At 61.1% G+C, this 16230-nt stretch carries 15 protein-coding genes; 12 read left to right on the forward strand and 3 right to left on the reverse strand.

The genetic code is table 11. The features are described from left to right. Position 1: 1 nt before the first annotated feature. Genes YH3_RS22990 through YH3_RS23000 form a run of 3 tightly spaced genes read right to left on the reverse strand, consistent with a single transcriptional unit; the run spans position 2 to position 2747 of the window. Complete coding sequence (locus tag YH3_RS22990) at positions 2 to 1132, reverse strand: nitronate monooxygenase family protein (protein ID WP_064444099.1); 1131 nt, start codon at positions 1130 to 1132, stop codon at positions 2 to 4. Then, positions 1129 to 1887, reverse strand: a complete 759-nt coding sequence (locus YH3_RS22995) for a CoA-transferase subunit beta (RefSeq protein WP_042446091.1) — start codon at positions 1885 to 1887, stop codon at positions 1129 to 1131. The genes YH3_RS22990 and YH3_RS22995 overlap by 4 nt, the downstream gene beginning before the upstream one ends. After that, entirely contained in the window at positions 1884 to 2747 is an 864-nt protein-coding gene (locus tag YH3_RS23000; protein ID WP_007733364.1) for a CoA transferase subunit A, read from the reverse strand. The genes YH3_RS22995 and YH3_RS23000 overlap by 4 nt, the downstream gene beginning before the upstream one ends. 160 nt (positions 2748 to 2907) lie before the next feature. Between YH3_RS23000 and YH3_RS23005 the strand changes: the two genes are divergently transcribed. From YH3_RS23005 to YH3_RS23050, 12 genes are all read left to right on the forward strand, one after another. After that, positions 2908 to 3540: a TetR/AcrR family transcriptional regulator gene (locus YH3_RS23005; protein ID WP_007733365.1), complete on the forward strand. Its 633-nt coding sequence runs from the start codon at positions 2908 to 2910 to the stop codon at positions 3538 to 3540. Continuing rightward, a complete protein-coding gene (locus YH3_RS23010; protein ID WP_007733366.1) occupies positions 3537 to 4583 on the forward strand; it encodes a phosphotransferase family protein in 1047 nt (348 codons plus the stop codon). The genes YH3_RS23005 and YH3_RS23010 overlap by 4 nt, the downstream gene beginning before the upstream one ends. Before the next feature lie 359 nt (positions 4584 to 4942). Continuing rightward, entirely contained in the window at positions 4943 to 5737 is a 795-nt protein-coding gene (locus YH3_RS23015) for an IclR family transcriptional regulator (RefSeq protein WP_007733367.1), read from the forward strand. 153 nt (positions 5738 to 5890) lie between these two features. Further along, on the forward strand, positions 5891 to 6148 hold the full coding sequence (locus YH3_RS36820; RefSeq protein WP_238592697.1) for a TetR family transcriptional regulator: 258 nt from the start codon (positions 5891 to 5893) through the stop codon (positions 6146 to 6148). Next, the gene (locus YH3_RS36825) at positions 6145 to 6348 is read left to right on the forward strand and encodes a hypothetical protein (protein ID WP_007733369.1); all 204 of its coding nucleotides are present in this window, start codon (positions 6145 to 6147) and stop codon (positions 6346 to 6348) included. The genes YH3_RS36820 and YH3_RS36825 overlap by 4 nt, the downstream gene beginning before the upstream one ends. Then, positions 6345 to 6584, forward strand: coding sequence for a hypothetical protein (locus YH3_RS36830; protein ID WP_007733370.1), 240 nt, complete (start codon positions 6345 to 6347; stop codon positions 6582 to 6584). The genes YH3_RS36825 and YH3_RS36830 overlap by 4 nt, the downstream gene beginning before the upstream one ends. A 127-nt stretch (positions 6585 to 6711) precedes the next feature. Next, on the forward strand, positions 6712 to 7890 hold the full coding sequence (locus YH3_RS23025; RefSeq protein WP_064444100.1) for an acyl-CoA dehydrogenase family protein: 1179 nt from the start codon (positions 6712 to 6714) through the stop codon (positions 7888 to 7890). A 166-nt stretch (positions 7891 to 8056) separates the two neighbouring features. Continuing rightward, positions 8057 to 9736, forward strand: a complete 1680-nt coding sequence (ettA, locus tag YH3_RS23030; protein WP_007730925.1) for an energy-dependent translational throttle protein EttA — start codon at positions 8057 to 8059, stop codon at positions 9734 to 9736. 4 nt (positions 9737 to 9740) lie between these two features. Continuing rightward, positions 9741 to 10160: a thioesterase family protein gene (locus tag YH3_RS23035; RefSeq protein WP_003944475.1), complete on the forward strand. Its 420-nt coding sequence runs from the start codon at positions 9741 to 9743 to the stop codon at positions 10158 to 10160. Between the two features lie 99 nt (positions 10161 to 10259). Continuing rightward, positions 10260 to 15107, forward strand: a complete 4848-nt coding sequence (locus YH3_RS23040; RefSeq protein WP_007730933.1) for an NAD-glutamate dehydrogenase — start codon at positions 10260 to 10262, stop codon at positions 15105 to 15107. After that, positions 15104 to 15523, forward strand: a complete 420-nt coding sequence (locus tag YH3_RS23045) for a thioesterase family protein (protein ID WP_003944573.1) — start codon at positions 15104 to 15106, stop codon at positions 15521 to 15523. Before YH3_RS23040 ends, YH3_RS23045 begins: the two co-directional genes overlap by 4 nt. Next, positions 15516 to 16202 (forward strand): hypothetical protein, encoded by a 687-nt coding sequence (locus YH3_RS23050; RefSeq protein WP_007730934.1) that lies wholly within the window; start codon positions 15516 to 15518, stop codon positions 16200 to 16202. The genes YH3_RS23045 and YH3_RS23050 overlap by 8 nt, the downstream gene beginning before the upstream one ends. Positions 16203 to 16230: the final 28 nt, after the last annotated feature.

Genomic DNA, 16230 nt, shown 5'->3' on the forward strand with positions numbered 1-16230 from the left:
TTCAGTTCGTTGTTCCTTTCACGTTTTCAGTTGACAAGACTCGACTGTCCAATTCGGGTGCGGGTGTGAGTCGAGCAAGGACGGCCTCCGCGTCCTGCATGATGCGTTCGACGAGTTCTGCGCTACTGGGGATGTCGTCGATCAGTCCGACGACCTGCCCGGTCGCCATGACTCCGATATCCGTGCGGCCGTCGAGGAGTGCGGATCGGTACAGCATCGGTGCGTTGGCGGCCATCACAACTTGCCGCCAGCCGAGTTCGTGGCTCTTCCGCATTTCCAGGCCTTCACGTATCAACTTCGACCAGGGTGTTCCCGAGAGACGTTGGAAAGCAACAGCATTGCGGGCAGCACGTAACATGCGCGTCGGTCCGTGGCTTGATTCGAGTTGATCGATCGTTCCTGCGCGCAGCACACGCTGAGGAACCCCGTCGATCTCGAGTGTGACCACGGTGTCGTTGACCGACTTCGAGAGATAGACATCTTTGACTGCCTGAGACACCGGTGAATCGCTGGTGAGCATGAAGCGAGTCCCCATCGCGATTCCGTCCGCACCGTAGGCGAGTGCTGAGACGAGACCTCGGCCGTCGAAATATCCGCCTGCCGCGATAACGGGGATGTCGACTGCGTCGACTACCTGTGGCAGAAGCAAACTCGTGGGGACTGCGCCTGTGTGTCCGCCGCCCTCGCCGCCTTGAACGACAACTGCGTCAACTCCCCACGCTGCAACTTTCTCGGCATGTCTGCGAGCTCCGATCGACGGCACGACAACAAGGCCTGCATCTTTGAGTCGGCCGATCAGCGCCTGGTTCGGTGCGAGCGCAAAGGAGGCGATCTTGACCCCCGATCGAATGAGAAGTTTGATTCTGCGATCGATGTCGTCCTGGTTGGCTCGCAAGTTCACGCCGAATGGTTGGTCGGTGCGGTCTTTGACGTAATCGATGGCGCTGACGAGTTCGTCGTAGGTCAGCATCGCCCCGGCGATGATTCCCAAACCGCCGGCTTTGGTTGTGGCCGCCGTAAGTCGGGCGTCCGAGACGTACCCCATGCCGGTCTGCACAATCGGATACTTCACACCGAAGAGTTCGCAGATACGGGTGTGCAGTGGCCCGGTACCTGAGTCCAGCACGGTCATGCCGGTACTTCCTTGTCACGTAGGTTCCGTGGATCGATGACGTTGCGAATCAGGTCGAGTTCCTCGCTTGTGGGGGTTCGAGTAGTGGGTACGGCTTTGGGCAGGTGGAGTTCGAACCCGGTTGCGGCTACTACTTCGTCGACGGTTACGCCGGGGTGAGTCGACACCAGACGCAACTGTCCGCTATCCGGCTCGAAGTCCAGAACTGCGAGATTTGTGACAACTCGTCGTAACTCGTGGTATCGGCTGGCCGACGGTCCGGCCTTGCGTGCATTGTCGTTTCCGACACCGGAAACCATGTCGACCTGTGAAGTGAGAACGCGTGCACTGTGTTTCGGCACCCAGTAACTTGTCGGGTGATGCACGGTATTGCTCGGCGCTCCGCGGACTCCCAAGAGTTGCACTGTCGGCCGCGAATGATCACCTATCGCGGAGATGTTGCAGTTCCCATAGGAATCGAGCTGCGTGGGAATCATCATGATGTGCCGTTTGCCATTCCAGACGAGATTGAAGATCTGGTTGAAGGGCAACCACGATTCGACCTCGCCTGCCGGAGTTCGGTCGACGGCCCACGTGCCGCGCACGGCTGACGCTTCTCCGTCGGACAACACGAGATCGGGTTCGAAAGTGTGACGCGCCAATCGCACACCGATTGCAGGTATCACGCCGAATGCGCTCGCGATCACTTCACCGTTGCCTCGGTACGCCTCGGCGCACGCGATCGCGCAGACCTCTGCCCGAGTGGCGTCACTCATGCCGGCACTCCTTCGAATTCCGCAGCGACGAGTCTCTGGTAGTCGGCCTCGGAGCCGGACAGATATCGGTCCACGAAGCGTTGCCAAGCTTCTGGATCTTTTGCTGCAGTGGCATATTCGAGTTGGAAAGCCTCGTCACGATCGTAGTCGGGTACGCAGGATGTGAAATGCGCACCACCTGGAGCGTGAACGACTCCCGATACAAGCAACCGGGGAATTCGAATCGTCGACGGATGTGCATCCGCGGTCAACTCCGCAGTGGGAACCACTTGTTCGCAAGAGACATAGACCGATTCGGCAGCCAGGCAGAACAGGTCGTCGAAGTACAGGTCCGGCCCGAGGTATTGGGCATTGCCATGCATGTCCGCGCGGTTCATATGTACCAGCGCGGCATCGAGGGGGAGCGCCGGCATCGCAACCAATGATTCGCCCGCATAAGGATCGACGATCGTCTGCAGTTCCGGATTCACCCGGAGGACGTCGGAACCGAGTCCCGCGCGAGTCGGCAGGTAGGGCATACGGATCCCGGCCGCGTACAGGCCCCATTGGAGCATGCCCTCGTCGTATTCGCTGACCTCGATACGACCAGCCTGTCGGGCTGCTCTGAAGTGAGGGTCCAGGGGGATCGAGTCCAGCGAGACGAAACCGAACACAACCTTTCGAACCTTTTCGGCTGCGCACAACAACCCCACATCAGCTCCGCCGTACGACACAACGGTCAGATCGGTCAGTTCTGACTTGAGGATCTCTCGGATGAGTGACATCGGCTTCCGGCGCGAACCCCACCCGCCGATTCCGATTGTCATTCCGGATCTCAGTCGACTTACGACATCTGCTTCCGACATTGTCTTGTCCGACACGCGTCCGTCCTCTCCTGGTATTTCACGAGCGCTCAAAGTCTCGTATCAAACGTTTGCTACGCGGTACGGAGCGACTGTAGCAAACGTTTGATTCGCGGTATAGAGTCAAAATTGCAACCTCGTCAGAGGTGACACGTGAAGACTCGTCAGGAGGACTTGAATGGAATGGTCGGATCGTCACGACTTGATACTCGAACAGGCTGCAGAACTGTTTGCCACCAAGGGGATCGCGGGCACCAAAGTTCGCGATATCGCTGATGCGGTGGGAATTCTGTCCGGAAGCCTTTATCACTACTTCCCATCGAAGGATGCAATCGCGAATACGATTGTCACACAATATCTTCAGGCGCTCACGAGCGCATACGGGTCGATCCTGGAATCTGCCGGTGACCCACGTACTCGCCTCGGTTCGCTGGTTCGAGCTTCGTTTCAGGTCAGTCAGGCGCACCCACACGCCTCCGAGATCTATCAGAACAACAGCACCTATCTCCGGAAACTTGACTCCTATCACGACATCCGTGAGGCCGCCCGTAGCACCAAGGACGCCTGGATCGCTGTTATCGAATCCGGAATGAGCGCAGGCGAGTTTCGATCGGACCTGCCGGCGGAGATTCTCTACGGACTGATTCGCGACGCTGTGTGGTTGTCGCTCCGATGGTTCAGCCCCACAGAGGAGTTCGGTCTTTCAGAGCTCGCCGATGCCGTCGTTTCGGTGTTTCTCGACGGCATCGATGCGCCGCTGAAATCAGCATCTGTCGGAAGTGGTCCCGCGCGAGAGGGTGTGAGGTCGTGAACCCGGCACCGCAGGGCGACAACGGTTTGTGTGAGCCCCTGGTGGCGGCGTGGTTCCGTGAGTATCTGCCCGATGCCACGCAAGGATTGCTCGAATTCGAACGGATCGCCGGTGGACGCTCGAACCTGACTTACTCGGTGAGCGACGAGGCAGGTTCTCGATGGGTGCTACGTCGACCCCCGCTCGGAATCAGGCATGCATCCGCCCATGATGTAATTCGCGAAGCTGACATTCTCGAGCGACTGCAGAACGTGCCGGTTCCGTCACCGATCGTTGTAGGCAAGTGCATTGACGAATCTGTGACTGGTGCTCCGTTCTTTGTCATGGACTTCATCGACGGCGCAGTCCTGCGTGATCCGGAGGTAGTACGCGCGAAAATCCCGTACGAAACGCGAGCCGGATTGGCCGCGGAACTGGTTCGCAATCTTGCCGCCCTGCACTCGGTCGACCCTCGTGAGATCGGATGGAATGCTCTGGCCGATCGGACGGACTACATCGATCGTCAGTTGAATCGGTGGTTGCGGAACTGGAAGGGTGATCGTGTGCGAGATAGCCTCGACCTCGAACGCACACATGCCAAGTTGTCTCGAAATATTCCCCCTCAGTGCAGTAGCAGCGTCGTGCACGGTGACTTTCGCCTTGACAACTGCATTGTCGGCGCCGACGGCGTGATCGCCGGAATACTGGATTGGGAACTGGCCACGGTGGGTGACCCCTTGGCAGACCTGGGCCAACTGTTGGTCTATTGGGCCGAACCCGATGACGATGTTTGTGCATTGGAGAATGCTCCGACTCGAATCGAAGGGTTCCCGTCGCGCGATGAGCTGTTGGACGTCTATATCTCTGCGGCCCAACAAGATGCGGACTTCAATATCGACTTCTACATTGCGTTCAACTGGTGGAAGATCGCATGCATTGTCGAGGGTGTGTACAGCCGCACGCTACGTGGCGCGATGGGCGAAATCGAGCGGTCGGCGGAATCGTTCGGCGCCCAGGCGGACAGGCTTGCGGCACAAGCGTGGCGAATGGCCCAACGGATTTGACGGAAATCTTCCGTGCGACTTTCTGGTCTAGTGGAATATGCCTCCGGGGCAACGTATTTCGTCCTTCTCTGTTCATGTTGCGGCGTTAACGTCCACCGTGATCCTTCTGTGAATGCTCCTGAGGTTTTTCTCTTCACACCCGATGTCAACATGGCACAATTTGTCACACTGAGATCGTTCGAACATCCGACGGTGACGGACGGCCTGGTGTCGCGGTGCTGTTGCAGCGGGCCGTAACCAGTAAGCCCGATGTCGGCAACAACGGCCACGGCGACAACACCGTTGCCGACGGTAGCGCTTTTCGGCTCCACGTGCCCCACATGCACCATAAATTGTGGGAATGACTTCAAGGAATTCGCATGCAAGCTTCCGCTCGTGCAGACGCTACGACCCCGGCGGGGTTCCTGGATCGACTGGCGTCGGTCATGGATGCTTTCGAAGTGTCCGGACAGCTCACTCTCAGTCAAGTTTCGCGAATTACCGGCTTGCCTCGTTCGTCGGTGCATCGCATGCTCGAGCAGCTCGTCGCCAAGAAGTGGCTCCGGCGGGATGGCACTGATTACTGCCTTGGAATCAGATTGATGGAGCTGGGAAGCCTTGCAATACAACAGGATCGATTGTATTCGGTCGCTTTGCCCTTCCTCCGCGAGTTGCATCGAGTGACCGGACTGGTAGTGCAGTTCGGAGTGCTGGACGCGCCGGATGTCGTTTACCTCGACAAGATCGGCGGAATGCTGTCCGGTGTAGTTCCTACTCGTGTCGGCGAACGTTCTTCGGCCGACAGGTCGGCTCTTGGACGTGCGCTCCTTGCGTTCGGAGGCTCCCCTGTGGGCGCTGAAGCGCCGATGACTCTAAGGCAGGAACTCAGTCGAATACGTGATACCGGCGTAGCGTACGGCGCGGGGCTGTTGAGTCCCGGCCTCAATTGCGTTGCTGCACCGGTTGGGCCGCAAGGAAACGCGATTGCTGCCGTTGCTGTTTCCGGTCCGTCCGCGATGCTCAAACTCGACTACCGAAGTGCGGTACCTGTCCGCCTTGTAGCGTCATCGATTTGGGGGGCGGTTGGCCAAACTGCGACACATTTCGATGTTCAACGCACCATGCGTGAACTGCGAGCGTTGCCGTCGGCGGGACCCAGGCGTATGCGTTCGTGAACGTCGATGATCCGTAGACTTGGTCCTGCGCTGCCGCCTCGAATCGCGTCAAATGGCGATGGGGGTGAGACGAGGCTGGCCTGGCGTCTCGATGTCCAGTCGGTGGCGGAACTGATCGAAGGCGAAGTGGACGGTTCATGGCTTCCGCAGCCGATGCCAGGGTTCTTCCTGTTCAACTCCGAAGCACGGTGGCGCACCCTGCGATACTGGCATGAGCATGGTTCAGTGTCTAACTCCCCGTCGCTCACCCAACGGCGGAAGGAGCAGGCAAAGTTGGAGATATCACGTTGTGCTGCAGAGCTTTTTGTCCTTCGCGGCGAGAATCCGGTGACTGCCGAGGGCATTGCACGCGCAACTGGAATCGGACTTCGCACGTTCTATCGATACTTCGGACGAAGGAAGATGCGGTGAGGCCGATACTCGCCAACGGGATCGACGAATGGCTCGGGTATATCGCGTCCAGTTCGCCGGGTACGCCTGTTGTTCAGGTGCTGGCATCCGCCGCCCGCGTCGCACTGAATTCACCTGCTGCAACACCCGATGCGATTGCGTTGATTCGCCGACTTCAAAGGATTGTTCCTGGCGATCCGGCGCTTCGGAACGCGTGGTGAGCTTGGTCAACGACACCGAGACTGCATTGGTGCTCGTACTGCGTGATTTGATGGGACCCGGCGCAGACCCACTGGAAGTGCGTTTGCTTGCAATTGCAGCGAACACGGCCCAGCGGATGGCCGTTGTCGCGTGGGTTGACGGGGACTCCCCGGCGTATGGCGACGGCTCGCCTGCGGAAGTTGCGATGAGGTGTATTCGCATTCTGACCGCGGGACTGGGGCACGTGTCGACCTGAACGCCACTGGCCTTGTCGCATCCGTATTGATCGGCGCTGAACGAACTGGCCGTTCTACTTCCGCATTTTTCTAGAACGTGTTCTACTTTATTGAAGGTTGGCGGGCTATCAATGGAGGCGGAAGATCATGGGTCAGGTTCTGGACAACATCTCACAGTTCGCCGACGAGATCCGCGCCGACGGGGTCGAGGGCGACAAGCTGATGCGCTTGACGGACGGCAGCGCGAAGCGTTTGCGCGACGCCGGCGTCATCCGGATGTTGCGGCCGAAGGAGTTCGGAGGCCTCGAGGCGCATCCGCGTGAATTCGCCGAGACGGCAATGGCTATCGGTGCGATGGACGGTGCCACGGGCTGGGTCAGCGGCATCGTCGGTGTGCATCCGTGGGAGCTTGCGTTCTTCGACCGCACGGCTCAGGAAGAGGTGTGGGGAACCGATCCCGATACGTGGATGGCGGCGCCGTATGCGCCGATGGGTGTGGCGAGGCCGGTCGAGGGTGGGTACATCCTCAACGGTCGTTGGTCGTTCTCGTCCGGTACCGATCATTGTGACTGGATCATGATCGGTGCGATGGTCGGTGACGAGTCCGGTAAGCCGTTGATGCCGCCGAAGATTCTGCACGTGTTGTTGCCGCGTTCGGATTACGACATCGACCAGGACAGCTGGAATGTCGTGGGTCTGCGCGGTACGGGGTCGAAGGATCTGATCGTCAAGGATGCGTTCTTGCCGACTTACCGCACGATCGACGCCGGAAAGGTTTTCGACGGGACGGCGTGGAAGGAAGCGGGTCGTACGGAGACGTTGTACAAGTTCCCGTTCTCGTGCATTTTCCCGTTGGGGATCACTTCGTCGTTGATCGGTATCGCCGAGGGTGCGTTGGCGTGCAACATGGCGGCGCAGCGTGAGCGGGTGACGGTCAGTGGTGTTCCGATCAAGGAAGATCCGTACGTGCTGTTCGCGATCGGTGAGGCGGCGGCCGAGATCGCTGCTTCTCGGGCTGCGATCTTGGAGACGGTGGATCGTTTCTGGGACATGACGGAGAAGGGGCAGGAAGTTTCGTTCGAGCTTCGTGCGATCGGTCGGCGTACGCAGACTGCTGCTGCGTGGCGGGCGGTGCGTGCGGTGGACGAGATCTTTGCTCGTTCCGGTGGTGGGGCTTTGCAGTTGAGCACGCCGATGCAGCGGTTCTGGCGTGATGCTCATGCCGGTTTGGCGCACGCGATCCATGTACCCGGTTCCATTTTCCATGCGTCGACGCTCTCGCAGCTCGGTGGCGAGCCGAAGGGCATCCACAGGGCAATGATCTGAGCCGTCCTGGGGACACCCGGAGGTGTCCCCATCGCGGTTTTCGTGGGGGTCGATGAGCATGTCGACGAATCTGGTCGATGACCTCGGACTGTCCGCAGAACCCGCATCGGTGTGAGCGCCAACGCGCAATGTGGGTTATAGGACAAACACCGATAGGCTGGCGGTCATGGCTGAGTTCATTTACACGATGAAGAAGGTGCGCAAGGCGCACGGTGACAAGGTCATCCTCGATGACGTCACGATGAGCTTTTACCCCGGCGCGAAGATCGGTGTCGTCGGACCGAACGGCGCTGGTAAATCCAGCATCCTCAAGATCATGGCCGGACTGGACCAGCCGGGCAACGGCGAGGCATTCCTGGCTCCGGGCGCGACCGTCGGCATCCTCATGCAGGAGCCGGAGCTCGACGAGACCAAGACTGTTCGCGAGAACGTCGAGGACGGTCTCGGAGAGACGATGGTCCAGCTCAAGCGGTACAACGAGATCGCCGAGCTGATGGCTACGGATTACTCCGACGAGCTCATGGAAGAGATGGGCGAGCTGCAGGAGAAGCTCGATCACGCAGATGCGTGGGAGATCGACTCGCAGCTCGAGCAGGCTATGGACGCCCTGCGCTGCCCCCCGCCGGAAGAGATGGTCACCCACCTCTCCGGTGGTGAGAAGCGACGCGTTGCGCTCTGCAAGCTGCTGCTGAGCAAGCCCGACCTCCTGCTCCTCGATGAGCCCACCAACCACCTCGACGCCGAATCTGTCCTGTGGCTCGAGCAGCACCTCGCTGCTTACCCCGGCGCAATCCTCGCCGTGACTCACGATCGTTACTTCCTCGATCACGTCGCGCAGTGGATCTGTGAAGTAGACCGCGGACGCCTGTACCCGTACGAGGGCAACTACTCCACCTACCTGGAGCAGAAGGCTGCACGCCTCGAAGTTGCCGGCAAGAAGGATCAGAAGCTGCAGAAGCGCCTCAAGGACGAGCTCGCATGGGTTCGTTCCGGCGCCAAGGCCCGCCAGGCCAAGAACAAGGCTCGTCTCGATCGCTACGAGGAAATGGCGAACGAAGCAGAGAAGACGCGCAAGCTCGACTTCGACGAGATCCAGATCCCGGCACCGCCGCGCCTGGGTGACGTGGTCGTGGAGGTCTCGAACCTCGACAAGGGCTTCGACGGTCGCGTTCTGATCAAGGATCTCTCGTTCACGTTGCCGCGCAACGGAATTGTCGGCGTCATCGGCCCCAACGGCGTCGGTAAGACGACGCTGTTCAAGACCATCGTCGGTCTCGAGGAGCCTGACGCCGGTGAGGTCAAGATCGGTCAGACGGTCAAGCTGAGCTACGTCGACCAGAACCGTTCCGGAATCGACCCCAAGAAGACGGTCTGGGAGACCGTGTCCGACGGGCTCGATTTCATCGTCGTCGGCCAGACCGAGTTCCCCTCGCGCGCGTACATCAGCTCGTTCGGTTTCAAGGGCCACGATCAGCAGAAGCCGGCCGGCGTCCTCTCCGGTGGTGAGCGCAACCGCCTGAACCTGGCGATGACGCTCAAGCAGGGCGGCAACCTGATCCTGCTCGATGAGCCCACCAACGACCTCGACGTCGAAACCCTCGGCTCGCTGGAGAACGCTCTCGAAGAGTTCCCCGGCTGCGCCGTCGTGATCTCGCACGATCGCTGGTTCCTGGACCGGACCTGTACCCACATCCTCGCGTGGGAAGGTGGCTTCGGCGACAACGAGGCAGCTTGGTACTGGTACGAGGGCAACTTCGAGGGCTACGAGGCGAACAAGGTCGAGCGACTCGGCCCCGACGCCGCACGCCCGCACCGCGTGACTCACCGCAAGCTCACCAGGGACTGATCCGGTGTCCGACGTATACACGGCGCAGATCCAGGTCCGGTGGGGCGATTCCGACCGGTTGGGTCACGTCAACAACACGCGTTACGTCGAGTACATGCAGGAAGCGCGCATCCAGTTCCTGGAAGCGAAACTGGCGCCGCTCGGCGGCCGGCCGGGATACCTCGTGGTTCGAAAGATGACCGTCGAGTTCCTCAAGCCGGTCACCGATCGGTCCGGTCCCTTGAATGTGGAGATCTTCACGACTCACGTCGGGACTTCCTCGTTCACGGTTCGGCACGTCATCCGTGACAACGCGGGTGTCGAATGCGCTTTCGGCGACGCGTTGATGGTCGGATTCGACACGGTGTCCGAAAAGTCCAGACCGCTGGCGGACAGCGAACGCGCGGTGCTCGAAGCATCGCTTGTTCAGATGACGACATCGTAGATTTCGTTTCTCAGTTCACCCTAGGTACTGGTTGCCGCGGCTAGTCTCGAGTCAGAGATTGGTCGCGGCGATCAGAACCCACAAGGATGTGAGCCAGGAATGACAGACCGTGTACGGCAGCAGGGCACAGGCCTCGACGAAGCGACGTTGTTGACGCGTCTTCGCGAGGCCTTTTTCACGCATATCGACGAGGGTGACAGCGACGACGTCATCAACGGTCGATCGGATCGAGTCCTGCTCGCGCATCTTGCGCTCGGGAGGCAGCGGACCCCGGGCACGGCCGTATGGCGTGTGTACCGCCCGTCAGGATCCGAGGGTCTCGGCGCTGCCGTCCAGATCGTCACCGACGACATGTCGTTGCTCGTCGAGTCCGTTACCGCGATGCTCAACCGACAAGGTGTGGGAATCAGTCAATTCGCCCATCCGATCCTGACGGTTGAACGCGATGACTCGGGCAATCTGATGTCCTTGGGCGACAGCGGTATCCAAGAATCCTGGATGCACGTCCAGTTGGACTCCGAAGTCGAGGATTCCGCTCTCGACGCGATCGAAGCACACCTCGGCAAGGTGCTCGCGGACGTCCGCCAGGTGGTTGGTGACACCCCGGACATGAAGGCATTGCAACTGCGCGTTGCCGACGAGTTGGAGAGTGCTGCAGAAACTGCCTCCGGGAGGATCACCCCCGAAGAATTCTCCGATACCGCTCGGCTGCTGCGGTGGATGGCGGACGGAAACTATGCCGTGCTCGGATACCGGCGATTCGAGGGTACGAAGGACGGTTCACGCACGGTCGCCGGCAGCGGGCTCGGCGTGCTGCGCTCCGACGCGGTCACCGAAGGCCCGATGAGTTTGCCTCCCGTCGCAGATCTCCCGGATCGACCGCTTCTGGTCCTGACGCAGGGATCGTTCCCCGCCACGGTGCACCGCGCTGTCTACCCGTACTTCGTGGGTGTCTCGATCCTCGACGACGAGGGAAACATCGTGGGGGAGCACAGATTCCTGGGTGTGTTCACCGTGGTCGCACTCCACGAGAACGTCCTCGCGATTCCTCTGATCGAGCGCCGCGTTCGCGAAGTCATCGCGCGTGCCGGTGTCGACCTGCATTCGTACTCCGGTCAGGCGATGCTCGAGGTCATCCAGTCGTTCCCACGCACCGAGTTGTTCTCGAGCGACGCCGAGACCTTGTTCGAGACCGTCCACGCCGTGCACAGCATCGGGCTGCGTCGACAGGTGCGACTCTTTGTCCGCGAGGACACGTTCGGACGCTTCGTGTCCTGCTTGGTGTACCTACCCCGCGACCGGTACACGACGCGGGTGCGACTGGCGATGCAAAACCTGCTGTGGCGCGAATTCGGACCAGGCACAGTCGATTACACCGCCCGGGTTACCGAGAATGATCTTGCGCTGTTGCACGTGACGATCCGGCGCGATCCGGACAGTGAGCCGGTTCATCTGGATGTCTCCGAGGCCAACCGCGAGCGAGTTCAGGCTCTGTTGACCGAAGTCAGTCGTAGCTGGGACGACCGCATCAACGACCTTGTTCGTGAAAGTCCGGGTGTGGATCCGGAACTGGTGCAGCGGTATTCGCGGGTGCTTCCCGATGGATACAAGGAGGACTTCGAACCGTCACGCGCGTTGGCCGACATCGCCCGACTCGAGGCGTTGGCGCCAGGCGCGATCGACGTACTGCTCTATCGTGCTGTGGACTCCGCGCCCGGTGCCTGGCGCTTCACGCTCTTCGTCGGCGGCGACGGTATCTCGTTGAGCCAGGTGCTACCGGTGCTGCAGTCACTCGGCGTCGAAGTTCTCGACGAGCGGCCGCACGTCGTGCAGCGACTCGACGGCGTTCAGTGCTGGATCTACGATTTCGGATTGTCGGTACCGGCGGATCTTCGGGCGTCGGTCGAGATCGACCTCGATGCGCAGGTGCCGCTCGAGACCAGTACCGCCCCGCTGACCGAGGTCCAGAAGCGATTCACGGCTGCATTCGGTGCAGTCTGGTTCGGCCGGGCCGAAGCTGACCGATTCAACGAGTTGGTGCTGCGGGCCGGAATGTCCTGGCGGCAAGCCGTGGTGCTGCGTGCTTACGCAAAGTATCTGCGCCAGGCCACATTTCCATACAGTCAGTTCCACATCGAAGGAATCGCGCTTACACACCCGCAGACCGCGTTTGCATTGGTGCAGTTGTTCGAGGCGATGTTCGACCCCGAGAAGCAGGACGACATTCGCGTCGCCGAATTGGACGAGCAGTTGCGTGCGTCCATCGACGAGGTACTCAGCTTGGATGCCGATCGCATTCTGCGTGGAATGTTCTCCTTGGTGAAGGCGACCTTGCGTACCAATTTCTACGTCGTCGACGCCGATGGCCGCTCTCGCGACTACCTGTCGGTCAAGCTCGATCCCTCACGGATCAGCGAGTTGCCCAAGCCGCGGCCGGCTTTCGAGATCTACGTGTACTCACCCGAGGTCGAAGGCGTCCACCTGCGATTCGGCGCAGTCGCGCGCGGCGGGCTCCGCTGGTCCGACCGGCGCGAGGATTTCCGCACCGAGGTGCTCGGCTTGGTGAAGGCTCAGGCCGTCAAGAACGCGGTGATCGTGCCGGTCGGCGCCAAGGGCGGCTTCGTCGTGAAGAATCCGCCTCTGCCGACGGGTGATCCGGCCGTTGATCGAATGGCGACGCTGGAAACCGGCAAGGCCTGCTACACCACGTTCATCTCCGGATTGCTCGACATCACCGACAACGTGCACGCGGCTACCGGCGAAGTTGTGACGCCGGATCGAGTGGTGCGCAAGGACGATCAGGATCGCTACCTGGTGGTCGCCGCGGACAAGGGCACGGCGACGTTCTCGGATCTCGCCAATTCGGTTGCCGCCAAGTACGACTTCTGGCTCGGCGACGCGTTTGCCTCCGGTGGCTCCGTGGGATACGACCACAAGGGCATGGGTATCACCGCTCGCGGCGCCTGGGAAAGCGTCAAGCGGCACTTCCGCGAACTCGGGGTCGACACGCAGACGCAGGATTTCACGACGGTAGGCGTCGGCGACATGAGCGGAGACGTGTTCGGCAACGGAATGCTCCTCAGTCGGCACATCCGTCTGGTGGGCGCGTTCGACCATCGACACATCTTCCTCGATCCGAACCCGGATGCAGCGAGCTCGTTCGTCGAACGTCAACGACTTTTCGAGTTGCCACGGTCGTCATGGGCCGACTACGACAAGAGCCTGATCAGTGAAGGTGGCGGCGTCTGGGACCGCACGGTCAAGTCGGTTCCGATCGCCGAAAGCGTCCGGATCGCACTGGGTCTGGCCGAGGGGGTCACGAAGCTCTCGCCGCCGGAATTGATGCAGGCGATTCTGTCGGCACCGGTGGATCTGCTGTGGAACGGCGGAATCGGTACATACGTCAAAGCGTCGACCGAGACCAATGCGCAGGTCGGCGACAAGAGCAACGACGCCGTGCGTGTCGACGGTCAAGATCTGCGGGTCAAGGTGATCGGGGAGGGCGGCAACCTCGGCGTCACTGCTCTGGGAAGAATCGAGTTCAGCGCCAGCGGCGGTCACATCAACACCGACGCCATCGACAACTCGGCCGGCGTCGACTGCTCCGATCACGAAGTGAACATCAAGATTCTTCTCGATTCGCTCGTGCGTTCGCAGTTACTGCCCACGCAGGAACGGAATCCGTTGCTGGCGTCGATGACCGACGACGTGGCGGCGCTGGTGTTGGCGGACAACATTGCTCAGAACGCGCTGCTCGGAATCTCCCGCGTGACCGCTTCTCAGATGCTCGGTGTTCACCGCCGTCAGTTGACGGATCTGACCAAGGCACGTGGCCTTGACCGCAAGCTCGAGGCGTTGCCGACCGACAAGGAGATCGAGCGTCGACTCGAGGCCGGTGTGGGTCTGACGTCGCCGGAATTGGCGACGCTGACGGCGCACGTCAAGCTTTCACTCAAGGACGATCTGCTCGCAACCGAGTTGCCGGACAACGATTTCTTCGCCCAGCAGATCCCGCAGTACTTCCCGACCGCTGTTCGCGATCGGTTCGAAACGGAGATCAAGGCACACCCGTTGCGGCGGCAGATCGTCGCGACGATGCTCGTGAACGAAGTGATCGACAACGGCGGAATCACGTACGCCTACCGCTTGGCCGAGGAGACCGGAGCGAGCAGTACCGACTCGATCCGTGCCTACGCCGCTGTGCGAGAGGTGTTTGCGCTCGACGAGGTGTGGTCGCGAATCCGCTCGGCGGGCGTCAGTGCAGAGATCGAAAACGAGCTGATCGTGGAGTCGTGCCGCTTGCTCGACCGCGCGTCGCGGTGGTTCCTGGCCAATCGGCCCCAGCCGATCGCCGTCGGCGCCGAGGTAGCGCGTTACTCGGCGGCGTATCGGGCGACGGCACCTCTGGTTCCGGGGCTGCTTGCGGGCCATCAACTCGACGATCTGCTGGTGCGGGCTCAATCGGTGATCGATCGCGGGGCTCCGGAAGCGTTGGCGCTGGACGTGTTCCGACTGCTCGACGTCTACTGCCTGCTCGACATCGCGGATATCGCCGACATCGCAGATCACGACATCACCGAAGTCGCGGAGCTGTACTACGCCTTGGACGCGCATCTGGGAATCGACTGGTTGCTGAGCGCGGTCTCGGGACTCGAGCGCGGCGATCGATGGCACTCGCTCGCGAGGCTCGCGTTGCGAGACGACCTCTACAGTTCGCTTCGGCAGCTGACGATGGAGGTTCTGGCCGGCGGCGAGCCGGGGGAGTCGCCGCAGGAGAAGATCGACGAATGGGAGTCGACCAACGCCTCGCGTCTGAGCCGGGCGAGGGCAGCTCTCGTCGAGATCTTCGAGTCTGGGACGCTTGACCTCGCGACGCTCTCGGTGGCGGCGCGTCAGGTTCGTAGCATGGTGCGCAGCATGGGCACCCGATCGGAGGTAGGACGTTGAGCGAAGGATTCCACGCCGAAGTTGTGGTTCGGTGGTCCGACATGGATGCCTTCCAGCACATCAACCACGCACGGATGGTGACGTTGCTCGAAGAGGCGCGGATTCCTTGGTTGTTCGAAGACTCGCGCCCGACGGTCACCCTGCGTGACGGGGCCGTGATTGCCGATCTCCATGTGCGGTACCGCGGCCAACTGCGGCACGACGATTCGCCGCTCGACGTCTTCATGTGGGTGGAAAAGGTGCGCGCGGTGGACTTCACCATCGCGTACGAGGTTCGCCCCCGCGGTGCGGATCTCAGTGTCCCGCCGTCCATCGTGGCGTCGACTCAGATCGCGGCCTTCGATATCGACACTCAACGTTTGCGTCGCCTCAGCGGGCCCGAGCGCGAGTACTTGGAGAGCTGGCAACGTGCATGAACGTGTACTGACCGTGCCCGAGGAGGCCGAGCGAAAGAACTTGGCCGGCTTCATCGGTCATGCCTTGCGTTTGGACGAGTCCACGGTCATCCGGATGCGTCGACGCGGAGATGCTCACCTGAGCGTTTGGGCGTCAACGGGTTTCGACGCTCTCGCTACGCGAACCGTGGCGGGCACCATCAACCCTGACGACACCTCGGCTGCCGGCGATCAGTTGCTCTCGGCGGTGGAGCAGGCGACAAGTGAGCTGATCGATCCGGGGTTCGCCATGGATTCGGCGTGGCGTGGGGCGTTGCCGCCGATGGACGGCTTCGAGCACCTGGACGACGTACCCGCCCGGGTGCTGATCGAACTGGCGCAGCGGGGCAACGCCTTGGCGCTCGAGCATGGAAGTAGTCACGGTCCGCCGGCGTCGTTGCTCGATCAGGACGTGCTCGAGGTCAGTGGTCCGTCCGGCACGGTCGGGATCTCGATGCGGGTTATTTTTGCCTTGACCGCAATGGGATTCGTTCCGCACGCCGGGTCCGAGGCGATGACCGCCGACATCGACCTCGAGCAGATCGACGCCTCGGAACTGGTTCGGGTGCGGGCGAGCAAATCCTGGGTGCGGCTCGATGCACGGTTCGGTTCGATCTACCGTCACCGCGGTGGTTCGATACCGCTGATGGTCGCACGATAGGAGTTCAGGTGGCGGGTGCGGTGTTCTC

It is taken from the genome of Rhodococcus sp. YH3-3 (genome assembly GCF_001653035.1).
GTDB lineage: Bacteria > Actinomycetota > Actinomycetes > Mycobacteriales > Mycobacteriaceae > Rhodococcus_F > Rhodococcus_F qingshengii.